Below are 22,889 nucleotides of genomic sequence, written 5' to 3' on the forward strand. Positions count from 1 at the left end.
GGGCGTCAGCCCGACGCCAGCGCCCAGACGCCGGCCGCCAGCAGCAGCACCGCGAGCACCACGACCGGGACCGCCACCTTCACCGGCGGTCCCGGTCGCCGTTGCGGCCCCCCGGCGGCCGGCCGGGGGTGCTGCGGCCGAGGTTGCGGGCTGGAGTGGGGGTGCTGCGGCTGCTGGGGCTGGGGCCGGGCCGTCGTGTACGGGGCCGTGGGCGTGGGCGGCTGCGTCGCGCCCGGCGGCGCGATGCCGTAGCTGGTCGCGTCGGCGGGCGCACCCGCGCTCGGCGGGTGCGCGGTGCCGGGGCCCGCCGGGCCCGGCACGGCCGCGGCAGCAGCCGGCGGTACGTATCCGGTGCCGGCGGGGGCGTACGCGGAGCCGGGCGCGCCGGCAGCGGCGTCCCCGGCGGGCCCGGGGCCCGTACCGGTGCCCGTACCGGCGCCGGTGCCAAGGCCCGTACCGTAATCGGGGCCTGCGCCAGGACCGGGGCCTGCGCCAGGACCGGGGCCTGCGCCAGGACCGGGGCCTGCGCCAGGACCGGGGCCTGCGCCAGGGCCCGGACCAGCACCGGCGCCGGGGCCCGCGCTCGGCCCCGCCTCCCCGGTCCGTACCTCCGGCCGCTCCGGGCCCCTCGGCCCGAAGCCCACCGGCAGCGGCCCGAGCTGGTCGAAGACCTCCACCGGCTCCTCCGCCGGATCCAGCTCCGGCAGCAGCTCCGCCGCCTCGGCCAGCGCCTTCCGCGTGCCCGTCGCCGTCCGGAAGCGGACGTCCGGGTCCGGCTGGAGCAGGCTCGCGAGCACCTGCCACAGCGGCTCCGGCACCTCCGCCGGGGCCGGCGGCACGCCGCTGTTCAGGTACATCTCCACCAGTGCCTGGCTGTCCGGACGCTCCCCGGTCAGCAGGTACAGCGCCACCAGCCCCACCGCGAACAGGTCCGCGGGGAAGTCCGGTTCGGCGCCCAGCATCTGTTCCGGCGCGAAGTAACCGGGCGTGCCGACGACGAAGTTGGTGTCCGTCAGCCGGGGCTCGCCCTTGCGCATCGAGATGCCGAAGTCGGAGAGCCTGAGGTGCGGCCGGCCGGTGCCGGTCGCCTCCAGCAGGATGTTGGCCGGCTTGATGTCGCGGTGCACGACGCCTTCGCCGTGCACCGCGGCCAGCCCGGCCAGCAGTTGGTCGAGCAGCAGGCAGACGAACCGCGGCGGGAGCGGTCCGTAGTCGCCGATCAGATGGGCCAGTGAACCGCCGCGCACCAGGTCCATCGTGAACAGCACTTTGTCGTCGTCCGCCGCCCAACTGGCGGGTGCCAGCACGTGCGGGTGGTCGATGCGTACCGCCTGCTCGCGGACGAAACGCAGCAGCGTGTGCGCGTCGCTCTGTTGCAGCACCTTGGCCGCGACATAGCGCCGTCGCCGGTGATCCCAGGCGCGCCAGACCGCGCCCACCCCGCCCCGGCCGATCGGATCGATCAGCTCGTACCGCCCAGCGAAGACCTCACCCATGCTGCCGCGCCCGCCCCTTGTACGGTTTCTACTCGTTCTGCTCGTTCTTCTGTTAATTCATCCTGTTATGACTGATGCGCTTCGTAATGTGCCACTGCGTCGGCGGTACGGCCCGCGCCGTACACCCGGAGGAACTCTGCCAGCTCCGGCTGCGTCGGCGCGAGCCGGTCCGCCGCCTCGATGATGTCGCCGGCGGCGGCCACCGAGCGCAGCAGCGACTGGATCTCCCGTACGACGCGACGCACCGTCGTGGAGCCCGTCGACGACTGCGTCTGCGTCGTACCGAGCACCGCCCCTCCCGCGCTCTTGCGGATACCTTCCATCCTCTCCGCCGCCTCCGCCGCCGAGACGCTGCCGCTCGACACCTCCGCGGCCAGCTCCTGTAGCGCCTGCACGCGCTGCACCACCGACGGATTGCCGATCTTTGCCCGCTGCCCGCTCATGAGCTGCGACAGCATCGGCGCCGAAATACCGAGCACGGCGGCCAGCCGTGCCTGGTTGAGGCCGAGATCGTCGATCAGCCGTCGGAACAGCACGCCCAGCGGTTCGCCATACCAGCTTCGCTGTAGCTCTCGTGCGCGTTCGCTGGTGTCCTGCCGTGGAGCTCCCATGCCGTGCGGCCTCCCCAGATGTCCCCGAGTCCAGATTCGCGCTTGCGAACTGCATCCTACGGAGCGGGACCGCGCCCAGACAGACCTCGGGGCGGTGAGATAAGCGGGACGCGTTCTTCCACGTCCGCGACGGTCTACGCGTGCCAACCCGGGGGCGCGCCGACGTCTGCGGCGGGGGTCTGCGGCGCGGTGCGCGGCGGGGTGTGCGGCGGGGTGTGCGGCGGGGCTCAGGACAGCTCGGGCGGCGGGGTGCGCTCCTCGTCGACGCGGTCCACGCGCTCCAGCTCGCCCCAGACGACGTAGCGGTGCCGGGAGGTGTACATCGGGGTGCACGTGGTGAGCGTGATGTACCGGCCGGGCTTCGTCCTCCCCGACTCCTCCGGGATCTTGTCCAGCACGTCGGTGTTGTACTTCGAGGTCTCGGAGAGGACGGCGTACGTCTTGTAGACGAACCAGCGGTCCTTCGTCTCGAAGACGATCGCGTCGCCCTCGTCGACGCGGTGGATGTCGTGGAACTTGGCGCCGTGGCCGTCGCGGTGCGCGGCGAGCGCGAAGTTGCCGCGGCGGTCCCAGGGCATGGCCGACTTCACGGGCTCGGTGTAGTAGCCGGCGACGCCCTTGTTCAGGTCGTCGGTCGCGGTGCCCTTCCGCACGAGGATGTTCTCCTCCATCGCGGGCACGTGCAGGAAGCCGATGCCGCCCTTGAGGTCGCCGATGTCCACGGGGCGGGGCTTGCCGTCGTCCGGGGAGTTCTCCCAGGAGTCGCGCAGGTCGTCGGTCATGCGGCCGGCCTCGCGGTTGGCCTGGACGTTCGTCCAGTAGAGGGAGTAGACGACGAAGAGCGCCATGAGGATGCCGACGGTGATCAGCACCTCGCCGAAGAGGCTGACGCCCGCGGCGACCAGGCCGCGCCGCCTGCGGGGGCGGCGGGCGGGCGCGGGCGCCGTGCCCTTGCCGGCCGCTTCTGGTGCGGAGTCCGCCGGGGGCTTCTCGTCCGCTTCTTCCGCCTCTTCCTTCCCGTCCTTCTCTTGTCCGGCCTCGTCTCCCGCCTCGGCCCGGGTCCCGTCCGGGGTCTCGTCCGGGGTCTCGTCTGCGGTCTCGTCTGCGGTCTCGTCCGCGGTCTCCGCGCCGGCCCGTTCCGCGGCCTCCGGGGCAGCCTCGTCCGCGGCCTCCGCTGCGGGTCTGCCGTCCCGCTCATCGTCCGTCGCTGCCACCGCTACCCCGTTCGTTCCGTCCCGCCGGCCGTCCGGCCCGCCCGTCCCGCTCAGTCCATGAGCGCGTCGGGCTTGCCCTTGCTGCGCGGACGCTCCTCGATCATCTTGCCCCAGACAATAAGCCGATATTTGGACGTGTACTCAGGCGTGCAGGTCGTTAGTGTGACGTAGCGCCCCGGCTCGGTGAATCCCGACCCTTCGGGCACCGGACCGATGACGCCGGTGTTCGACGGCGAGGTCGACGGCAGCGTGCTGGCCACCTCGTAGATGTAGTACGTGTCCTTGGTCTCGACGATGATCTCCTCGCCCTCCTCCAGCTTGTTGATGTAGCGGAAGGGCTCGCCGTGGGTGTTGCGGTGCCCGGCGACCGCGAAGTTCCCCTTCTTGTCCCACGGCATGGCGGTCTTGAGGTCGCCCTCCGCGTAGTGGCCGAGGAGGCCGCGGTCCAGGACCTTCTGCTTGTCGATCCCCTGCGCCACCGGGCGGTTCACGTCCAGCGACGGGATGTGCATGATGGCGAAGCCCTCGCCGGCCTCGAACGCCCCCGGGTCGCGGGCGTCCGCCTTGCCCGCGCCGTCGCCGCGCTCCCACTGCTCCTCCAGTTGCTTGGCCTCCTGCCGGGACTCGCGGTCGGCCAGGACGTTGGTCCACCAGAGCTGGTAGACGACGAAGAGGAGCATCAGCACGCCGAGGGTGATGAACGTTTCGCCGGTGATCCGGCTGATCAGCACGGTGCGCTGCTGCTTCGCGGCGCGGGCGGCCTTGCGGGCGGACATGCGGGTGCCGAGCGCGCGGGCGACGTTCAGGGACATCGTCTGAACGGTGCGGTCCTCGCGGTCGCCGCGGCCCTCGCCCGCCGATATGCCGCGGCGGCGGGCGGCGGGGGCGGTGCCCCAGGTGAGGCGCTGGTCGGCGGCGGTGTTCGTCCCCTGGTCGGGGGTACGAGGGGTGGGCCGGCCGGGTGCGGCGGGCGCGGGGCCGGGGTGCGGGGTGTCGGCGGGTGCCGGTGCCGGTGCCGGTGCGTGCGCCTGCGCTTGGGTCTGTGCCGGGTCGGCCGGTGCGCTTGTCCCGGGGGCGCCGGCGTGGGCGGCTGCGGACAGGTCGCCCCAGGGCGACGGGTCGCGGTGCGCCCCGGGGGGCGACCCGGCGGAGGTGGCGCCGCCGGCGTGCCGGCCGTGGTTCGGCGCGGGGTACGGCTGCTGCTCCTCGACGGCCGGCCGGCCGGCGTGCCGGCGCGGGGCGGGCTGGGGGGCGGCGCCGGGCAGCGGGTCGGTCAGCGGGTCGGTGAGGGGGTCGCCGCCCGGGGTAGCCGGTGGTGCCTGTGCGGCTGCCGGGCCGAGCGGGCCGGGGAGGGGGTCGGTCAGCGGGTCGCCGGTCGCCGCGGGGTGGGGGGCGCCGAGCGGGTCGGCGGGGGCCTGGTCGTAGCCGAGGAGCTGCGGGTCGTACGACGCCGGGGGCTGCTGGTCGTACGCGGGGGTGGTCTGCCCGTACGCGGCCGCCTCGGGCGCCTCCGCGTAGGGGGACGGCTGCGGGTCGGCCCCGTACGACGACATCGGGTACCGCGCCGAGGTCCCCTCCTGCGGCACGATCGCCGCCGGGTCGGCCGGCGGTGCGGCGCGCGGGGGGTACGCCGAGGGCGCGTAGGGGTCGGGGTGCGGCGCCGGTGCCGGGGCCGCGGTGTGGTCCGGGGCGGGGGCGTAGGCGTCGGGGCGGTGGCCGTTCGGGTGGGCCGGCGGGTCGTTTCGCGGGGTGCCGCGAGCGGGGTCGGCCGGGCGCGGGTGGTCGGTGGGGACGGCGTTCGCCTCCCGGGCGTCCGGCGGGGTATGCGGGCGGAACCAGCGGGAGACCGCCGAGGTCGGGGACTCGGGCCGCGGCTCCAGCGGGCGCGGGCGCGGGCCCTCGACGGACGCGGGCTCCTGCCGCGGGATGTGGGGCTGCGGGTACGGGGACTGGGGGGTCTGCGTCTGCGGGGTCTGGGCCTGCGAGGGTCGCTGCTGTGTGAAGCGGCCCTGCGACATCTGCCCGTACGGCGCCTGGGCGTGGTGCTCCGACGGCGGCCCCGGCTGTGTCCCCGGTTGCGCACCCGACGGCGGCCCCGGCTCCGTGCCGCGCGGCGGCGGCAGGGGGTCGCCGCGCAGCGGGTTGCGCTGCGCGTACTCCGGCAGGTGGCCCTGCTCCAGCGGATCCCGGCCCCCGGCCCCCGCGCCGTAGCCGCCGGGCCCGGGGCCGTAGCCCCCGCGCCGTGTGCCCCTGCCGCCGGCGCCCGTCCCCGGTTCGTAAGTCCCCGGTTCGTACGTCCCGGAGCCGCCCCCGGCGCCCGCGCCGTAACCGCCCGGCCCCTGCCCCGGCTCGGCGCCGAACCTCTGCCGCGTACCGGACCCGGCACCCGCGCCGGACCCGGCGCCCGGCCCGGAGCGTCCGCCCGCGCCCGACGTGTCCCGGCGCGGCAGCGGCGGCAGGCCGCCGGACCGCGAACCGCCGGACCGCGCATCGCCGGGCTGCGGGTCGCCGGGCGGGCCCCCGGCGGCGTCCGGCGGCTGCTCGTGGGCGCTCGAATCGTGGAAGCCGCGGTAACGCGCTTCGCGCCCCGGTCCGCGCCCCTCCGCGCGCTCCGGTGCGTTGCCGTCCGGCCGGGTGTCGGTCACCCTGGTGTCCCGGCCGACCCGCCCGCCGGCGCCAGGCCCCGCGGCGCCGAGCCGCCGGACGCCACGCCCGCAGGCGCCGACCCACCCGCCGCCGACCCATCCGCCGGCAACCCGTCCGTCACCAGCCCGCCCGTCACCGGCGCCAGTCCGGCCGACCGCTTCACGGCCCCGGCGTCGCCGCACTCGACCAGCCAGTTCGCCAGCATCCGGTGGCCCCACTCCGTCAGCACGGACTCCGGGTGGAACTGCACGCCCTCCACCGGCAGATCGCGGTGGCGCAGGCCCATCACCAGCCCGGTGTCCGTCTCCGCCGTGACCGCCAGCTCGTCGGGCAGCGTCTCCCGCTCGACGGCCAGCGAGTGGTACCGCGTCGCCGTGAACGGCGACGGCAGCCCGGCGAACACGCCCGCGCCGCCGTGCGTCACCGGCGAGGTCTTGCCGTGCAGCAGCTCCGGCGCCCGGCCGACCACGCCGCCGTACGCGACCGCCATCGACTGGAGCCCGAGGCAGACCCCGAACACCGGCAGCCCGCGCGGCGCGCAGTGCCGCACCATCTCGACGCACACCCCCGCCTGCTCCGGCGTGCCGGGCCCCGGGGACAGCAGGACGCCGTCGAACCCGGCGTCCGCGTGCCGCGGCGTCACCTCGTCGTTGCGCAGCACCTCGCACTCGGCGTCGAGCTGGCAGAGGTACTGGACCAGGTTGAAGACGAAGCTGTCGTAGTTGTCCACGACCAGAATGCGCGCGCTCATCGCGGGGCGGCTCCCTCGTCGACGGTGACGTCGTTGAACGGCAGCAGCGGCTCGGCCCAGGGGAACACGTACTGGAAGAGAAGGAAGACGATGCCGAGGACGAGGATGAGCGAGATCAGCGCCCGTACCAGCGCGTTGCCCGGCAGATGCCGCCAGATCCAGCCGTACATGCGTCCCTCTTCGCCGATCTTCGCCGTTGCCCTTGTGTAACCCGTCCGCGGTCCGTAGCCGCTGCCGAATTCGTCCGTACGAGTCACCAGACTAACGACCCGTGCCCCCCGAGGCGGCGGGCTTCCCCCGTGCCACCGGCCGGGGGGACGTGGGAGTCGTCACTCCACGGGGCGGGCGTGGTGCAGGTCGACGGTGCCGGAGTAGCCGGGCAGGGTGACCGAGTCGTGCGGGTCGACCTCGTAGCCGAGGCCGTACGCGTCCACGTAGCGCAGGTAGTTCTGCACCGCGGGCTCGGCGTCCAGGGCGGCCTGGAGGTCCTGGCGGTCGCCGACGGCGGTGATCTTGTACGGGGGCGAGTACACCCGGCCCTGGAGGATCAGGGTGTTGCCGACGCACCGCACCGCGCTGGTGGAGATGAGCCGCTGGTCCATGACCCGGATCCCCTCCGCGCCGCCCGCCCACAGGGCGTTGACCACGGCCTGGAGGTCCTGCTGGTGCACGACGAGGGTGTCCGGCGTGGGATCCGGCACGCCGGGGATGAGCGCGGTGGCGTCCGGCGGGGCGTCGGTGAGCGTCACGGTGAGCCCGGCGCCGCTGACCTTCGTGGCCCCGGCCGCCCGCTCCATCTCGCGCAGCCGCTTGCCGGGGGCGGTGCCGGCGCCGTGGTCGCGCTCGGCGAGGGAGTCGACGTCGTCGCGGAGGGAGGCGTTGCCGCCGTCGAGGCGCTGGTTGGCGCGGTCGCGCTCGTGGATGAGGTCGGTGAGGCGGAGCATGGAGTCGTCGGTACGCAGGTTGGTGCCCTGCGCGGTGTTGAAGCTCGTCCAGAAGATCAGCCCGGCGAGGCCGAAGGCGGCGAAGGTGAACAGCCGCGCGGGCCTGATACGGAGCCGTTGTGCGGAATTGGTCACCGTACCCTTGTCTCCTTACCCCCGGTGGAAGGACTACGCTAACGGACACGCCCGGGGAAGGAGCCGCCCCCGCGGCTCGGGGCCTCCCCGACAGGCCCGAAACCGCAGCGTCGACAGGAGAGTCCCTCGTGCCGAAGTCACGGATCCGCAAGAAGGCCGATTACACCCCGCCGCCGGAGAAGTCGGGCGAGTTCAAGCTGTCAGGCACCGGCAGGAGTTGGGTGGCGCCGCTCATGCTGGCGCTGTTCGTCATCGGACTCGCCTGGATCGTCGTGTTCTACGTCACGACGGGCGACCTGCCGCTGGACGCGATCGGCAACTGGAACATCGTGGTGGGCTTCGGCTTCATCCTCGCGGGGTTCGTCGTCTCCACGCAGTGGAAGTAGCGGCGCGACCCCCGTCGCCGACCCGCCGTGGGCAAAGTTATCCACAGGTCATCCACAGCTGTGCAGAAAGCAGAAGATCTGTGGATAACCTCAGCGGCGTTGACGCCGGTCCGACCGCGGTACACCGTCCGGACCAGCGATGATTCCGTGGCCTGCCAAGGAAAACGCAGGGGTGTTCGATATCGAACGGCTGTCCCCACGGTACGCACAGGATCGCTGACTACCTGTGGACAACTTCGGGCGTGGCTGCTTGCCCCACCCCTCTCAACGCGGCTGCGGCCCGGAGGTTACGTGGGCAGCCGCGCCGGCTGCTACGTCAGTTGCAGGGTGCGGATCACGACCACCGCGACGATCGCCAGCAGCGCCCCCGCCGCCACCGCCCGCTGCACCGCGATCCGCTTCTCGCGGGGCGCGTGCACGAACCCGTACGCGACGGCAGTGCCGATCACCAGCCCGCCGATGTGGCCCTGCCAGGCGATGCCCGACCAGGTGAAGGTGAAGACCAGGTTGATCGCCAGCAGCACCAGCACGGGCCGCATGTCGTAGTTCATCCGGCGCATCAGCACCGCGGTGGCGCCGAAGAGGCCGAAGATGGCGCCGGAGGCGCCGAGGGCGGCGTCGTTGGGCGCGGCGACCAGATAGAACAGCGCGCTGCCGCCGAGGCCGGAGAGCACGTAGAGCGTGACGAACCGCAGCCGGCCGAGCGCGGCCTCCAGCGGCGGCCCGAGGAACCACAGCGCCAGCATGTTCAGCGCGATGTGGGCGACTTCCTCGTGCAGGAAGACGGAGGACAGCAGCCGGTACCACTGGCCCTCCGCGACCCCTTCGAGTGATCCGTCGAAGGAGAAGTAGGCGCGCCCGACGAGCAGCATCGGGTCGCTGACCCGGTCGTTGCCGGAGAGCACGGCGAGGAAGACCGCGAGGTTGATGCCGAGGATGATCTTGGTGATCAGCCGCGGGTCCGACGAGGCGACGCCGCCCGCGAGCGTGCGGGGCGCGGCGGCGTCCGGCGCATGGCCCGTACCGGATCCGCCGCGGACGCACTCGGGGCACTGGAAGCCGACCGACGCGCTTATCATGCACTCCGGGCAGATGGGCCGCTCGCAGCGCACGCAGCGCACACCGGTCTCGCGGTCCGGATGCCGGTAGCAGCCGGGCAGCCCGCTGTCCTCGGCCGGGATCTCCGCGCCGCCTCCCGGTGCCTGGTCCATCAGCTCCCCGCGTCCCCTCTGTTTCTCCGCACGCCCCGCCCCGCGCTCCCGCCCGCCGGGCACCTGCTGGTGGTACGACGGGCGGGGCGCTCAGGTTCCCGCGGTCAGCGCCGCGTGATCTCGACGGACTCGATGACCACGTCCTTCTCGGGACGGTCGGCCCGCTTCGTGCGTACGGCCGCGATCTCGTCGACGACCTTCTTGCCCGCCTCGTCGGCGACCTCACCGAAGATGGTGTGCTTGCCGGTCAGCCAGGCGGTGGGCGACACGGTGATGAAGAACTGCGAGCCGTTGGTGCCCGGCCCCGCGTTCGCCATCGCCAGCAGGTACGGGCGGTCGAAGGCCAGGTCCGGGTGGAACTCGTCACCGAACTCGTAGCCGGGGCCGCCGGTGCCGTTGCCCAGCGGGTCACCGCCCTGGATCATGAAGCCACTGATGACGCGGTGGAACACGGTGCCGTCGTACAGCCGCTGGTTGGACACCTTGCCGGTCGCCGGGTGTGTCCACTCGCGCTCGCCGGTGGCGAGCCCGACGAAGTTCTGCACCGTCTTCGGCGCGTGGTTCGGCAGGAGCTTCACCTCGATGTCGCCGTGGTTCGTCTTCAGGGTGGCGTAGAGCTGCTCGGCCACGATGTGCCTTCCTTACGGATTCATTTGCCTCCCCCGATCCTCGCACGCCCGGCCGGGCGATCCCCAGCGTCCTGCCAGGTCCGAGATGTAACAGAACATGCCGACTCGGGCCAACCCGGGCATGATCTGTTCTCAGGTGGACAGGCGAACAGTGCCACCGTCCCTTGAGGAGGAGAGTTCCGTGATGCGCAAGAACGGCGTTCGCCCGGCCACTGGCACGGCGAAGCAGAGCGTGCAGCACGCGGCCGAGGTGGTGGCTCCGTACGCCGCTTCCGCCAGGGAACAGTGCACGCACATGGCACACGAGGCCCGCGAGCGCCTCGGCCCGAGGGTCTCCGACCTGGCCGAGAGCGCGCAGGGGGCGTACGGCGCCCATGTGGAGCCCCGCATGCGGAAGATGCGCCGGGCGATGCCAGACGAGTTGGACAGAACCGCCACCGACGCGGCCCGCAGGGCGCGCGAGGCCGCGGCGTACGCGACCCCGCGCATCGTGGGCGCCGCCGCGGCGACGAAGGCCGCCGCGGTCGCGACGAAGGCCGTCGCCGGCCCCGCCACCCGGGAGGCCGCCGCCCGCGGCACCGCGGCGCTGTCGGCGCTGAAGGGAGAGGTGAGCCCGGAAGAGATCGGCGAACTGGCGCGCAAGCGCCACCGCCGCGAGACCATCGCCCGCAGGGTCAAGAGCACGGTCGTCTTCGGCGCCCTCGGCGCCGGGGCGGTCTTCCTCTGGCGCTGGTGGGACCGCCAGGTCAACCCGGACTGGATGGTCGAACCCTCGGACGCCACCGAACCCTCCGGCGACGCCTCCACCACCCGGATCGTCGACGACACCGAGTACATGGACCGAGAGACCCGCATCGACCGCGCCGACGCCGGCAAGGACCCGCAGGCCAACGGCGCCGCGACGGACATGGACGCCGAAGGCGGCGGCACGGCCCGCTCGGACCAGCGCAAGGACGGCCACTGAGGACCCGCCCCTCGCCGTAGCGCGGCCCGTCACCGCACGGGAACCGCGAAGAGCCCCGCGGAACCGGGAGACCCCGGCCCCGCGGGGCTCTTCCGACGGATGTGGAGCCTAGGAGAGTCGAACTCCTGACATCTGCCATGCAAAGACAGCGCTCTACCAACTGAGCTAAGGCCCCGAAGCGGCCCCCAGCCTACCTGCTCGGCGGGGGCGCTCGCATCGTGGTGATCTACGCGGCCGGGAGCCGGCCTAGTCCCCCTCGCCCGGGCGCGTGACCAGGTTCACGGTCGCGCCCGGCTCGACCTCGGAGCCCGCCGGGGGGTCGTGGGCGACGATGATCGCCGCGTCGTCCGAGGGGGCGCCCGGCAGGAAGCCGACGACCAGGCCCATGCCCTCCAACTGGCCGCGGGCCTCCCCGACGGTCTTGTTGACCAGGTCAGAGGGCACCGTCAGGGCGTCCGGCTCGGTGGCGACGGTGAGGGTGACCGTGTCGCCCTCCTTGGCCGCCGTGCCGGCCTCCGGGGTCTGCGAGATGACCGTCTCCGGCGCGGTGTCGGCCGTCTGCTGGTCCGTGCGCTGGACGACGAAGCCCTGGCCCTCCAGGGTCGACTTCGCGTCCTCGTACGACAGTCCGTCGACCTTCGGGACGTTGATCGCGGCGGGCTCGGTCTCCTCCGGCTCGGTGGCGACGGTGAGGGTGACGAGGGCGCCCCTGGCGGCCTTCGTGTCGCCCTCCGGGTCCTGCTCCAGGACCTCGCCCTCCGGCTCGCTGGACTCCTGCTCCTCCTGCTCGACGTCGAAGCCCGCCTCGCGCAGGGTGTCCTCGGCCTCGTCGGCGTCGACGCCCGTCACGTCCGGGACGGTGACCTTCTGCGTGCCCGAGCCCTTGGAGACGATCGCCGTGACGGTCGAGCCGCGCTCGACCTCCTCGTCGGCCGCCGGGGTCGTGCTGCACACCGTGCCCTTGGGCTGGTCGCAGCGCTCCTCGCCCTCCTTGGTGAGGGTGAGCTTGAGGTTGCTCATGTCGTTCTGCGCGTCGGCGAACTTCTCGCCGACGACGTCCGGCACCTTGACCGGGTCGGCACCCTGGTCGCCGAAGATGGACTTGCCGATGAAGATGGCGCCGACGAGGACCAGGATGCCCGCGAGGATCAGCAGCACCGTGGACGTCGCGCCGCTGCGCTTCTGCTGCCGGCGGCGGCCCTGGCCGCGGTCGTCGTAGCCCATGCCGCCGTCGTCGTCCCGTGCGGGCGGCAGCATCGTGGTGCCGTAGCCGTTCTGCGGGGACATGGCGGTGGTCGGGGAGTCGGTGGCGAAGCCGGCGGCGCCCATCGCGGCGGTCGCGGCGACGGGCAGGCCCTCCAGCGCGGCGTCGATGTCGGCGCGCATCTCGTCGGCGCTCTGGTACCGGTAGTCCGGGTCCTTGACGAGCGCCTTCATCACGATGGCGTCCATCTCGGGCGTGACCTCGGGGTCGAACGCGCTCGGCGGCTGCGCCTCCTCGCGCACGTGCTGGTACGCCACCGCCACCGGGGAGTCGCCGACGAACGGCGGCCGGCCGGTCAGCAGCTCGTACAGCAGGCAGCCCGTCGAGTACAGGTCCGAGCGCGCGTCGACCTGCTCGCCCTTGGCCTGCTCGGGGGAGAGGTACTGCGCGGTGCCGATGACCGCGGCGGTCTGCGTCATCGTCATGCCGGAGTCGCCCATCGCGCGGGCGATGCCGAAGTCCATGACCTTGACCTGGCCGGTGCGCGTCAGCATGACGTTCGCCGGCTTGATGTCGCGGTGGACGATGCCGCTGCGGTGCGAGTACTCCAGGGCCTGGAGGATGCCGGTGCACATCTCCAGCGTGCGCTCGGGCAGCAGCTTGCGCCCGGAGTGCAGCAGCTCGCGCAGCGTGGAGCCGTCGACGTACTCCATGACGATGTACGGGATGGAGACGCCGTCGATGTAGTCCTCGCCGGTGTCGTAGACGGCGACGATCGCGGGGTGGTTCAGGGACGCGGCGGACTGGGCCTCGCGGCGGAAGCGGGCCTGGAACGAGGGGTCACGGGCCATGTCGGCGCGCAGCGTCTTGACCGCGACCGTACGGCCGAGGCGGGTGTCGTGGGCGAGGTACACCTCGGCCATGCCGCCGCGGCCGAGCACCTGGCCCAGCTCGTACCGGCCGCCGAGGCGACGCGGCTCTTCCATAGCTTCTCCCAGCCCTCTTCCGTTCCTGCCCCCGTACCGAAGTGGAGCGTCGGCACGGGGTGTCCGGCTCGTGCTGCTCGGCATACCGTACCGGGCGCGGATGACACCGTTCGGGCCGGACCGTCAGCCGATATCCGACCGGTATCCGACCGCTATCGGGTGACGCACCGCACCCGCCCCGCGGTTCCCCTCACGCGGTCACGTTCCGGGCACTCCCCCGGGTGACAACCCCCGCTCGTCCACTCCTCACCCCTTCGCTTCCCGCCCGGCCGCCCGGCCGCGCGGTCTACCGCCCCAGCGCGGCTTCCATGACGCTCTTGGCGATCGGCGCCGCGACGCCGCCGCCGGAGATGTCGTCGCGGTTGGCGCTCGCGTCCTCGACGACGACGGCGACGGCGACCTGCTTGTCGCTGTCGGGGTCCTTGGCGTACGAGATGAACCAGGCGTACGGCAGGTCCCGGTTGTCGATGCCGTGCTGCGCGGTACCCGTCTTGCCGCCGACGGTGGCCCCGTCGATCTTGGCGTTGGAGCCCGTGCCCTCGTTGACGACGGTCTCCATCATCTGCTGCATCTTCTGCGCGTTCTCACCGGACAGCGGCTCGCTGAGCTGCTGCGGCTGCGTCACCTCGATGTCGTTGAGGTTCGGCGCGACCAGCTTCTCGACCATGTACGGCTTCATCAGCTCGCCGTCGTTGGCGACGGCCGAGGCGACCATCGCCATCTGGAGCGGCGTCGCGCGGTTGGACGCCTGGCCGATGCCGCCCATCGCGTTCTGCGGGCGGTCCATCTCCGGGTAGATGCTCTCGGCGGCGCGGACCGGGGTGTCGAGTTCGGCGTTGCCGAAGCCGAACTTCTCCGACATCTCGATCATGCCCTCGTTGCCGACCTTGTCGCTGATCATCGCGTAGACCGAGTTGCACGACCACTGGAGCGCCTCGCGCAGGGTGGCGTCCTCGCACACGCCCTTGACCTCGTTGCCCAGGGTGTTGGTCGACAGCGGCAGCTTGTACGTCTCCGGGGCGCCGGTCGACTCGTCCATGTCGAACTCGCCGCTCTCCAGCGCCGCCGCGGCGGTGACGACCTTGAACGTGGAACCGGGCGGGTACGTCTCGCGCAGCGCCCGGTTGAGCATCGGCTTGTCCTTGTCCTTGTTCAGCGCGACCCAGTTCTTCGAGTCCTCGTTGGAGTTGCCCGCGAACGAGGACGGGTCGTAGCTGGGGCTGCTGGCCAGGCCGAGGATCGCGCCGGTCTCCGGGTCGATGGCCGCCACGGCGCCCTTGCGGTCGCCCAGGCCCTCGAACGCGGCCTTCTGCACGCTCGCGTCGAGGGTGGTGACGACGTTGCCGCCCTTCTTGTCCTTGCCGGTGATCATGTCGATCGTGCGGTTGAAGAACAGCCGGTCGTCGTTGCCGGTGAGGATGCCGTCGTTGAGCGACTCCAACTGGTTGGCGCCGAACGCCTGGGAGGCGTAGCCCGTGACGGGGGCCCACAGCGGGCCGTCCTTGTAGGTGCGCTTGTACTTGAAGTCGCTGTCCGAGGTCTCCGTCGAGCCGGTGATGGCCTTGTCGCCGACGATGATGTTGCCCCTGGGGTGGGCGTAGCGCTCGATGGCCACGCGCCGGTTGTCCTCGTGGTTGCGCAGCTCGTCGGCCTCGACGAACTGGATCCAGTTGACCCGGACGAGCAGGGCTATCACCAGCAGGCCGCAGAAGACGGCGACGCGGCGGAGCGGCTTGTTCATGTGCGTACCACCTGGGTCATCTCGGCGTCGGGCGAAGGCGCGGGCGCGGGCGCCGGTCTGCGCGCGGTGTCGCTGATGCGCAGCAGGATCGCGATCAGCGCCCAGTTGGCGATGACCGAGGAGCCTCCCTGGGCCAGGAACGGCATCGTCATGCCCGTCAGCGGGATGAGGGCGGTGACGCCGCCGGCGACGACGAAGCACTGGAGGGCGAACGCGCCGGACAGGCCGACCGCGAGCAGCTTGCCGAACGGGTCGCGGGCCGCCAGCGCCGTGCGCATGCCGCGCTCGATGAGGAGCCCGTACAGGACGACGATCGCCATCAGGCCGGTCAGGCCCAACTCCTCGCCGACGGTGGCGAGGATGTAGTCGCTCTTGGTGGCGATGCCGCGGATGAGGCGGGAGTAGCCCTGGCCGAGGCCGGAGCCGAAGAGGCCGCCGGAGCCGAAGGAGTACATCGCCTGGGCGGTCTCGGTCACGCCGTCGTTGACGGGGCTGCGCGCGAGCGGGTTCAGCCAGTTGTCGACGCGGTCGCCGATGTGGCTGTTGAAGGAGGCCACGCTCACCGCGCCGAGAGCGGAAAGCAGCAGGCCGAAGACGATCCAGCTCGTGCGCTCGGTGGCCACGTAGAGCATGATCACGAAGAGGCCGAAGAAGAGCAGCGAGGTGCCGAGGTCGGTCTCGAAGACCAGGATCATCAGGCTGAGGCCCCAGATGACCAGGATCGGCCCGAGGTCGCGGCCGCGCGGCAGGTACAGGCCCATGAAGCGGCGGCTGGCCAGCGCCAGGGCGTCCCGCTTGACCATCAGGTAGCCGGCGAAGAAGATCGCGATGACGATCTTCGCGAACTCGCCGGGCTGGAGCGAGCCGAGGCCCGGGATGCGGACCCAGATGCGGGCGCCGTTCACGTTGGCGCCGAGTCCCGGCACCATCGGCATGATCAGCAGGACCAGCGCCGCGGCCATCGAGATGTACGTGTAGCGCTGGAGGACCCGGTGGTCCTTGAGGAAGAGGAGCACGGCGACGAAGAGGCCGACGCCCACCGCGGACCACATGAGCTGGCCGGGCGCCATCGGGCCGCCGAGCTGGGCCGTGGTCAGCGACGGCTCCTGGTCGAGGCGCCAGATCAGCACCAGGCCCAGGCCGTTGAGGAGCGTGGCGATGGGGAGCAGCAGCGGATCGGAGTACGGGGCGAACTTCCGTACCACCAGGTGCGCGACCGCGGCCAGGCAGCCGAGGCCCGCCGCGTAGCCGAGGACACCGGCCGGGACCGAGTCCTCCTTGGCCAGGCCGACGTTTATGTAGGCGAAGACCGGGATCACCACGGCGAAGACGAGCATCGCCAGTTCCGTGTTGCGCCGACTGGGCGCGGCCACGGAGCTGATGGTGCTCGTGTGGCTGCTCATGTACGGTCCGCCCCCCAACGGGTTATTGCTTCGGGCACTGCCTCGCCAGTTTCTGCTCTTCCTCGCTCAACGAGGCTCCGGGCGGTGGCGTATTGGACTTGTCGTCCTCCGCCTTGTCCCCGCCGCTCCCGGCGTCGCCCTGGTTGTCGGGGTTCTGCTTCTCCTGCTCCTGCTGCCGCCGCTCCTCCTCCTGCTCGCGGGCGGCGGCGGCCTCGTCCTCCGCGACGGTGCGGCAGACGTCGGCCTGCTGCTGGAGGTCGCCCACCTTCGCCTGGGCGTCGCCGAGGCTCTCCTCGGCGATGTTGTCCTCGACGCGCTTCTGCTGGTAGGTGGGGAGGTACTTCAGCTCGATGTCCGGGTGGTCCTGGTGGACGGAGGACAGGCTGAGCCAGGCGAGCTTCTGGTCGATGCCCTGGTAGAGCGCGACGTGGTCGTCCTTCGTGCCCACGTAGTACTGCGACTGGGTCCAGTCGTACGCCTTGTAGCCGCCGAACCCCAGGCCGCCGAGGATCACGGCGATCAGCAGCCCGCGCTTGAGCCACTTGAAGCGGGGCGGGGCCTTGATGAAGTCCTCGTCGTTGTACGACAGGCCGTACGGGTCGCCCTCGTCGGCCGGGCCGAAGCCGCCGGCCTGCGGCGGCGTGGGCCGGCCCAGGCCGGCGGCGCGGGCGGCCGGGGTCTGCATGCCGGTGGTGTCGATCTGGTGCTGGTTCTCGGCGACGGCGCCGACGACCAGGGGGGCGTCGTTGAGCCGGCCGGCCATGGTGTCGTCGTCGGCGGCGTCGAGCACGTCGGCGATGATGACGGTGATGTTGTCCGGGCCGCCGCCGCGCAGCGCCAGCTCGATCAGCTCCTGCACCGTCTCCTGCGGCCCGGCGTAGCCCGCGAGGGTGTTCTCCATCGTCTCGTGGCTGACCACGGAGGACAGGCCGTCGGAGCAGACCAGGTAGCGGTCGCCGGCGCGCACCTCGCGGATGGACAGGTCGGGCTCGACCTGGTCGCCGCTGCCCAGCGCGCGCATCAGCAGGGAGCGCTGCGGGTGGGTGGTGGCCTCCTCCTCGGTGATGCGGTTCTCGTCGACGAGCCGCTGCACCCAGGTGTGGTCCTTGGTGATCTGCGTCAGGGCGCCGTCGCGCAGCAGGTACGCGCGGGAGTCGCCGACGTGCACCAGGCCGAGGCGCTGGCCCGTCCACAGCAGGGCCGTGAGCGTGGTGCCCATGCCCTCCAGGCGCGGGTCCTCCTCGACCATGCGGCGCAGCCGGTCGTTGGCGTGCTCCACGGTGGTGCCGAGCGCGGTGAGCAGGTCGGAGCCGGGGACGTCCTCGTCCAGGGCGACCATGACGGAGATGACCTCGGAGCTGGCGACCTCGCCGGCGGCCTGGCCGCCCATGCCGTCGGCGATGGCGAGCAGCCGGGGACCGGCGTAGCCCGAGTCCTCGTTGTGGTCACGGATCATGCCCTCGTGCGACCCGGCGGCGAAGCGCAGAGAGAGGCTCATGCGCACCTCGCCGGTCGGCTCCGGGTACATCCGCATGGTGCCCGCCCTCCGGTCATGGTCTTCTACTTCCGCAGCTCGATGACGGTCTTGCCGATCCGGATCGGTGCGCCGGGCGGGATCGGCACCGGCGTGGTGAGCCGGGTCCGGTCGAGGTAGGTGCCGTTGGTCGAACCGAGGTCCTCCACGATCCAACGCCCGTCACGGTCCGGATAGATCCTGGCATGCCGGGAGGAGGCGTAGTCGTCGTCCAGCACGATTGTCGAATCGTGTGCCCGTCCCAGGGTGATGGTCTGCCCCTGGAGGGTGACGGTGGTGCCGGTGAGCGACCCCTCGGTGACCACGAGTTTGGTCGGGGCGCCGCGCTGGCCCCGGCGCGCGGCGCGCCCGCCGCGGGCGTCCTGCGGCGGCGCCTGCGGTCGCGGCGGCGGGCGGTCCTGGGCGGCGGCGGCCCGCCGGGTGACCCGGGTGCCGAACAGGTCGCTGCGGATGACCTGTACGGCGACGATGACGAACAGCCACAGTACGGCGAGGAAACCCAGCCGCATGACCGTCAGGGTCAGCTCTGACATCGGCCCCGCTTCACCCTTCGGCTTGCCTGTAGAGGACGGTGGTGCTGCCCACGCGGATGCGTGAGCCGTCGCGGAGCGTAGCGCGCTGGGTGTGCTGGTCGTCCACCACGATGCCGTTGGTGGACCCGAGATCCTGCACCATCGCGCCGCCGTCGAAGGCACGGATCTCGCAGTGCCGGCGGGAGACGCCGGGGTCGTCGATCCGTACGTCGGCTTCCGTGCTGCGCCCGAGCACCAGCGACCCCCTGGTCATCTGGTGGCGTACGCCGTTGATCTCCAGCCAGTGCCGCAGCCGGCGCGGGCCGCCCGCCGGGGAGCCGCCGGGCGGCCCGGGCGGCGGTGCCGCGGGCATCGGCGGCGGCTGGTGCTGCGGCGGCCTGAGGTGGGCGGCGTAGTCGCTCGGCTGCGAGCCGTAGGGCCCGGGGCCGGCCGGGGCGGCGGGCCCGGGAGGCGCCGCCGGCGCGGCGGGCGCACCGCCGGCGGACCGGCGGTTCGCGGGCGCCTGGGAGTGGCTGCCGGCGAGGGTGCGGCTGCGGATCCGGTAGAGGCCCGTGTCGAGGTCCTCGGCCTTCTCCAGATGCACCTTTATGGGGCCCATGAACGTGTAGCGCTGCTGTTGCGCGTAGTCGCGGACCATGGCGGCCAGCTCCTCGCCGAGCTGGCCGGAGTACGGAGCGAGCCGGTCGTAGTCGGGGGCGCTCAGCTCCACGATGAAGTCGTTGGGCACGACCGTACGCTCACGGTTCCAGATGGTGGCGTTGTTGTCGCACTCGCGCTGTAGGGCGCCGGCGATCTCCACCGGCTGCACCTCGGACTTGAACACCTTGGCGAAGGTGCCGTTGACGAGACCCTCGAGACGCTGCTCGAAGCGCTTGAGTACTCCCACGGGGCACCTCCTTCCTACGGGCCTTCCCGCCGGGCCCTCGAACATGCTGCTCGAAACTGCACGCTGATCGTATCCACGCGCGGGGGAATGGACTGGTTCCCGGTCCCCGCCGCCGCTAGGCGGTGTCCTCTCTCACACCTGTCTCGCACCTGTCGGACCGACTGTCCAGCCGGCCGTCCGGCACTGCTTCTCCACCGTCCGCCCTGGCGTCCCCTGGGATGGTACGGGCGGCTCCTCCCAGTGTCCCGCACCACCGGCCCCGAGCGGTCGCGGTGCGGGCAAATCGGATGTGATTCGGGCCCGAACTGCGTGCTAGGCTTCCTGATGTCAGCACGACGCCGGGGCGACCTCTGTGGTCGCGTACGGCACACCCTTTGCGCGGGTGGCGGAATAGGCAGACGCGCTGGATTCAGGTTCCAGTGTCCGAAAGGACGTGGGGGTTCAACTCCCCCCTCGCGCACACAGAGGCAATATCGTGTTATTGCCCGGCCAGATGACAGAACCCCTGCTTCGGAGAGATCCGGCGCAGGGGTTCGTTGCTGTGCGTACAGGGCGGGCGTCCCGGGGCGGGGTACGGGCGGTGCGGACCGCCCGCCCGGCGGGGCTTCCCGCGCTGGTGGGGCGGCCGGCGGGCCGGTGCGGGGCGGGCGCGGGGCAGGGCTCGGGCGCCGGCGCGTACGCCCTCGGCGGGCGTTGCCCTCCGTGACGGTCCGGGTGGCGAGGGTCCGCTTCCGGGGGGAAACGAGAACAAAACGTAACTGTTTGACAAGCCCAGATGTGATCCCACACACTCGATCTCGATTTCACTGACGACGTCTCAAGCGGGGTGGCAGCCAAGGGGGTTGGCTGCGGGAGGAGTGAAATGACGGGGCATCAGGGGCAAAATTCCACCGAGCTGCCGGCGGTGTTGGGGGGCTTCGACCTCACCGACCAGACGCGGTACACCGACGGCTTCCCGCACGAGGTCTTCGTGCGGTTGCGTGAGGAGGCCCCCGTGCTGTGGCACCCGCCGGGGACCACGGTGGACGGCGAGGGGTTCTGGGTCGTGTCCCGGCACGCGGACCTGAAGGCCGCGGCGGAGGACCCGGTGTTCTCCTCCAAGGGCGGCGTCGGGCGCGTGGGCGGCGGGACGCACATCGACGACCTGAAGCCCGGGGTGCACGCCGGCGCGCTGATCAACATGCAGGACGACCCGCGGCACCAGATGTTCAAGGACCTGGTCAGCCCGCCCGTCGCCCGCCAGGCCGTCGAGGCGCGGTTACCTGAATGGCGTGAGGTCGCTGCCCGGCTCGTCGGCAAGGCGGTCGCGCAGGGCCGGGTGAACTTCCAGCCGGCCGTCACGGCCCCGTACACCATCGAGTGTGTGGGCAAGGTGCTGGGCGCACCCGAGGCGGACATGCCGCAGCTCATCGAGTGGGGGGAGACCCTCGCCGGATTCGAGGAACGCCTCTCCGGCAAGGTCAACCAGACCGCCACCGAGACCCAGTACGCCATGTACGAGTACAGCAAGAAGCTGATCGCGCAGAAGCGTGCGGCGACCGGCCCGCCGGCGAACGACCTGATGTCCGTGCTGGCGCACGGCGGCATCCCCGCGGACCGGGGCGAAGAGCCCCTCTCGGAGTACGAGCGCGAGGCGTTCTTCTGCCTGGTGCTCATAGCCGGCAGCGAACCGCCGCGAAACGCGCTGGCCACCGGCATCCTGGCCCTGGCCCAGCACCCCGAGCAGTGGCACGCGCTGCGCGCCGACCGCTCCCTGCTGCCCGGCGCCATCGACGAGATGCTGCGCTGGTCCACCCCCACGCCGTACAACAGGCGCACCGCGATCCGCGACACCGTCTTCCGCGGCACCGAGATCAAGGCCGGCGAGAAGATCACCTTCTGGTGGGCCTCGGGCAACCGGGACGCCTCCGTCTTCGACGACCCCACGACCTTCGACATCCGCCGCTCCCCCAACCCGCACCTGGCGTTCGCCCACGGCACGCACTCCTGCCTCGGCGAGCAGCTTGCGCGGATCGAGATGCGCGTGCTGCTGGAAGAGCTGCTCGACCAGGTGGCCGAGATCAGGCTCGAAGGCGACGTGACCTGGGCTCCGAGCAACAAGCACACGGTCATCCTGCGGATGCCCGTCGAGCTGGTGCCGGCCCGTACGGCCTGACGTCGACCACCGCATAACGGGACTTTCACCATTACACGGGGAGCAAGTGAGCATGTCGGAAACATCGGAAACATCTGTCAATGAGGAAGGGGCGGGCGCGGCGGAGGCGGCGATCGATCCGGCGATCTTCTCGCAGCTCCTCCCCTTCGACCCCTTCGACCCGGCCTTCCACGCCGACCCCTACGCCGTCTACCGCAAGATCCGCGAGCAGGGCCCCGTGACCCGTACGCCGCTCGGGCTCGTCGTGGTCCCCGGGCACGCCGGGGTCTCCGCGGTGCTGCGCGACAACCGGTTCGGCTGGGGCGACGGCGCCACCGTCGCCGAGCACTTCAGCGAGGCGCCGGACGGCACCACGGTGCGCCCGTTCATCTTCATGGACCCGCCCGACCACACCCGCATCCGGGGCCTGGTCAGCCAGGCGTTCGCCGCGCGCCGCATCGACGCGCTGCGCACCCGCGCCGGCGAGCTGGTCGACGAGCTGATCGAGAAGGCCAGGGCGGAGGCCGGCGACGGCCCCCTCGACCTGATCGACGCGGTCGCCCACCCGCTGCCCGCGATCCTGCTGGGCGAGCTGCTCGGCGTACCGGCGGAGAAGCACGAACGGTTCCGCGCGCTGTCCAGCGACATCGCCCACGGCCTCGACCCGAGCATCTTCCTCACGCCCGAGGAGGTCACCCGCCGCGACAGCGCCCGCGCCGAGCTGTACGAGTACTTCGGCACGCTCGCCGAGGAGCGCCGGGCCGCGCCCACCGGGGACCTGATCAGCGAGCTGGTCGCCGCCGAGGACACCGACGGCAAGCTCACCGGCCACGAGCTGGTCGTCACCCTCACCCTCCTGCTGTCGGCCGGGTTCGCGCTCACCGTGAACCTCATCGGCAACGGCATGTACGCCCTGCTCCAGCACCCCGAGCAGGCGGCGTGGCTGCGCGCGCACCCGGAGGAGGTGCCCGCCGCCGTCGAGGAGATGCTGCGCTACGACCCGCCCGGGCAGATGATCTCCCGGGTCGCGCTGGAGGACGCCGAGGTCGCGGGCGTCCCGATCGCCGCCGGCGAACAGGTCATGCTGATGATCGGGGCCGCCAGCCGCGACCCCGAGGTCTACGACGACCCCGACGCGCTGCTGCTGTCGCGCCCCGCCGGCCGGAACCTGGGCCTCGGGCTCGGCGTGCACTTCTGCGTCGGCGCACCCATCGCCCGGCTCGCCGCGCAGGTCGCGGTGGCGAAGCTGGCCGCGCTGGACCTGGAGCTGGAGACCGCCTCGCCGCCCCGGGCGTCGTACATCATCACGCGCGGGCTGCGGGAGCTTCCCGTGCGCCTCGCCCCGGCAGGCTGAACGGACCTTTCGGCGCAGGGCACCACGGAGCAAGCGGCGCGGCGGCGCGGCGGTGAGTCACCTCGGGTACGGAGCGACGACGCCCCGCGCCCGCACCTCACCCGCGCCCGCCCGCCGGATCGTACGG

18 protein-coding genes, 2 tRNA genes and 1 pseudogene are annotated in these 22,889 nt (G+C 72.1%); 5 read left to right on the forward strand and 16 right to left on the reverse strand.

The annotated features are described in order from the left end of the window. Positions 1–5 precede the first annotated feature (5 nt). From QBL21_RS00070 to QBL21_RS00100, 7 genes and pseudogenes are all read right to left on the reverse strand, one after another. The gene (locus QBL21_RS00070; protein WP_407559867.1) at positions 6–1,496 is read right to left on the reverse strand and encodes a serine/threonine-protein kinase; all 1,491 of its coding nucleotides are present in this window, start codon (positions 1,494–1,496) and stop codon (positions 6–8) included. Positions 1,497–1,561: 65 nt separating this feature from the next. Continuing rightward, on the reverse strand, positions 1,562–2,107 hold the full coding sequence (locus QBL21_RS00075; RefSeq protein ID WP_407559868.1) for a DNA-binding protein: 546 nt from the start codon (positions 2,105–2,107) through the stop codon (positions 1,562–1,564). Positions 2,108–2,334: 227 nt separating this feature from the next. Further along, the gene (locus QBL21_RS00080; RefSeq protein ID WP_407559869.1) at positions 2,335–3,321 is read right to left on the reverse strand and encodes a class E sortase; all 987 of its coding nucleotides are present in this window, start codon (positions 3,319–3,321) and stop codon (positions 2,335–2,337) included. A 50-nt stretch (positions 3,322–3,371) separates the two neighbouring features. Next, positions 3,372–5,966 (reverse strand): class E sortase, encoded by a 2,595-nt coding sequence (locus QBL21_RS00085; protein WP_407559870.1) that lies wholly within the window; start codon positions 5,964–5,966, stop codon positions 3,372–3,374. 122 nt (positions 5,967–6,088) lie between these two features. Continuing rightward, a pseudogene (locus tag QBL21_RS00090) lies at positions 6,089–6,718 on the reverse strand (aminodeoxychorismate/anthranilate synthase component II); the annotation flags it as partial. Next, on the reverse strand, positions 6,715–6,888 hold the full coding sequence (locus QBL21_RS00095; RefSeq protein WP_407559871.1) for a hypothetical protein: 174 nt from the start codon (positions 6,886–6,888) through the stop codon (positions 6,715–6,717). The pseudogene QBL21_RS00090 and the gene QBL21_RS00095, both read right to left, overlap by 4 nt. A gap of 159 nt (positions 6,889–7,047) precedes the next feature. Further along, complete coding sequence (locus QBL21_RS00100; protein WP_407559872.1) at positions 7,048–7,797, reverse strand: DUF881 domain-containing protein; 750 nt, start codon at positions 7,795–7,797, stop codon at positions 7,048–7,050. Between the two features lie 128 nt (positions 7,798–7,925). Here QBL21_RS00100 and crgA point away from each other — a divergent pair, with 128 nt between their 5' ends. Further along, positions 7,926–8,183 (forward strand): cell division protein CrgA, encoded by a 258-nt coding sequence (crgA, locus tag QBL21_RS00105; protein ID WP_407559873.1) that lies wholly within the window; start codon positions 7,926–7,928, stop codon positions 8,181–8,183. A gap of 311 nt (positions 8,184–8,494) precedes the next feature. On the opposite strand, the gene QBL21_RS00110 is transcribed toward crgA, so the two are convergent. Next, positions 8,495–9,394, reverse strand: a complete 900-nt coding sequence (locus tag QBL21_RS00110; RefSeq protein ID WP_407559874.1) for a rhomboid family intramembrane serine protease — start codon at positions 9,392–9,394, stop codon at positions 8,495–8,497. Positions 9,395–9,498: 104 nt separating this feature from the next. Further along, positions 9,499–10,023 carry a peptidylprolyl isomerase gene (locus tag QBL21_RS00115; RefSeq protein WP_407559875.1) on the reverse strand — a complete coding sequence of 175 codons (525 nt, stop codon included), beginning with the start codon at positions 10,021–10,023 and terminating at the stop codon, positions 9,499–9,501. A 184-nt stretch (positions 10,024–10,207) separates the two neighbouring features. Here QBL21_RS00115 and QBL21_RS00120 point away from each other — a divergent pair, with 184 nt between their 5' ends. Further along, positions 10,208–10,987: a DUF5324 family protein gene (locus tag QBL21_RS00120; protein ID WP_407566247.1), complete on the forward strand. Its 780-nt coding sequence runs from the start codon at positions 10,208–10,210 to the stop codon at positions 10,985–10,987. Between the two features lie 102 nt (positions 10,988–11,089). On the opposite strand, the gene QBL21_RS00125 is transcribed toward QBL21_RS00120, so the two are convergent. The 7 genes from QBL21_RS00125 to QBL21_RS00155 all read right to left on the reverse strand — a co-directional run bounded on the left by QBL21_RS00125 (position 11,090) and on the right by QBL21_RS00155 (position 19,274). Further along, a tRNA-Ala gene (locus QBL21_RS00125) sits at positions 11,090–11,162 on the reverse strand. Positions 11,163–11,233: 71 nt separating this feature from the next. Further along, entirely contained in the window at positions 11,234–13,177 is a 1,944-nt protein-coding gene (gene pknB / locus QBL21_RS00130) for a Stk1 family PASTA domain-containing Ser/Thr kinase (protein ID WP_407559876.1), read from the reverse strand. A 286-nt stretch (positions 13,178–13,463) separates the two neighbouring features. Beyond that, complete coding sequence (locus QBL21_RS00135; protein WP_407559877.1) at positions 13,464–14,918, reverse strand: peptidoglycan D,D-transpeptidase FtsI family protein; 1,455 nt, start codon at positions 14,916–14,918, stop codon at positions 13,464–13,466. Next, positions 14,915–16,321: an FtsW/RodA/SpoVE family cell cycle protein gene (locus tag QBL21_RS00140; RefSeq protein WP_407559878.1), complete on the reverse strand. Its 1,407-nt coding sequence runs from the start codon at positions 16,319–16,321 to the stop codon at positions 14,915–14,917. Before QBL21_RS00140 ends, QBL21_RS00135 begins: the two co-directional genes overlap by 4 nt. A 22-nt stretch (positions 16,322–16,343) precedes the next feature. Then, a complete protein-coding gene (locus tag QBL21_RS00145; RefSeq protein ID WP_407559879.1) occupies positions 16,344–17,855 on the reverse strand; it encodes a PP2C family protein-serine/threonine phosphatase in 1,512 nt (503 codons plus the stop codon). 26 nt (positions 17,856–17,881) lie between these two features. Beyond that, positions 17,882–18,388 (reverse strand): FHA domain-containing protein, encoded by a 507-nt coding sequence (locus tag QBL21_RS00150; RefSeq protein WP_407559880.1) that lies wholly within the window; start codon positions 18,386–18,388, stop codon positions 17,882–17,884. A gap of 10 nt (positions 18,389–18,398) precedes the next feature. After that, on the reverse strand, positions 18,399–19,274 hold the full coding sequence (locus QBL21_RS00155; protein ID WP_407559881.1) for an FhaA domain-containing protein: 876 nt from the start codon (positions 19,272–19,274) through the stop codon (positions 18,399–18,401). Between the two features lie 376 nt (positions 19,275–19,650). On the opposite strand from QBL21_RS00155, the gene QBL21_RS00160 reads away from it, so the two are divergent. The 3 genes from QBL21_RS00160 (at position 19,651) to QBL21_RS00170 (ending at position 22,762) form a co-directional block, all read left to right on the forward strand. Continuing rightward, positions 19,651–19,734 (forward strand) — tRNA-Leu (locus QBL21_RS00160). 402 nt (positions 19,735–20,136) lie between these two features. Then, positions 20,137–21,429 (forward strand): cytochrome P450, encoded by a 1,293-nt coding sequence (locus tag QBL21_RS00165; RefSeq protein WP_407559882.1) that lies wholly within the window; start codon positions 20,137–20,139, stop codon positions 21,427–21,429. Between the two features lie 52 nt (positions 21,430–21,481). Continuing rightward, the gene (locus QBL21_RS00170; RefSeq protein WP_407559883.1) at positions 21,482–22,762 is read left to right on the forward strand and encodes a cytochrome P450; all 1,281 of its coding nucleotides are present in this window, start codon (positions 21,482–21,484) and stop codon (positions 22,760–22,762) included. Positions 22,763–22,889 lie beyond the last annotated feature (127 nt).

Source organism: Streptomyces sp. 184 (assembly GCF_045781775.1).
In the GTDB taxonomy this organism is placed as follows: Bacteria; Actinomycetota; Actinomycetes; order Streptomycetales; family Streptomycetaceae; genus Streptomyces.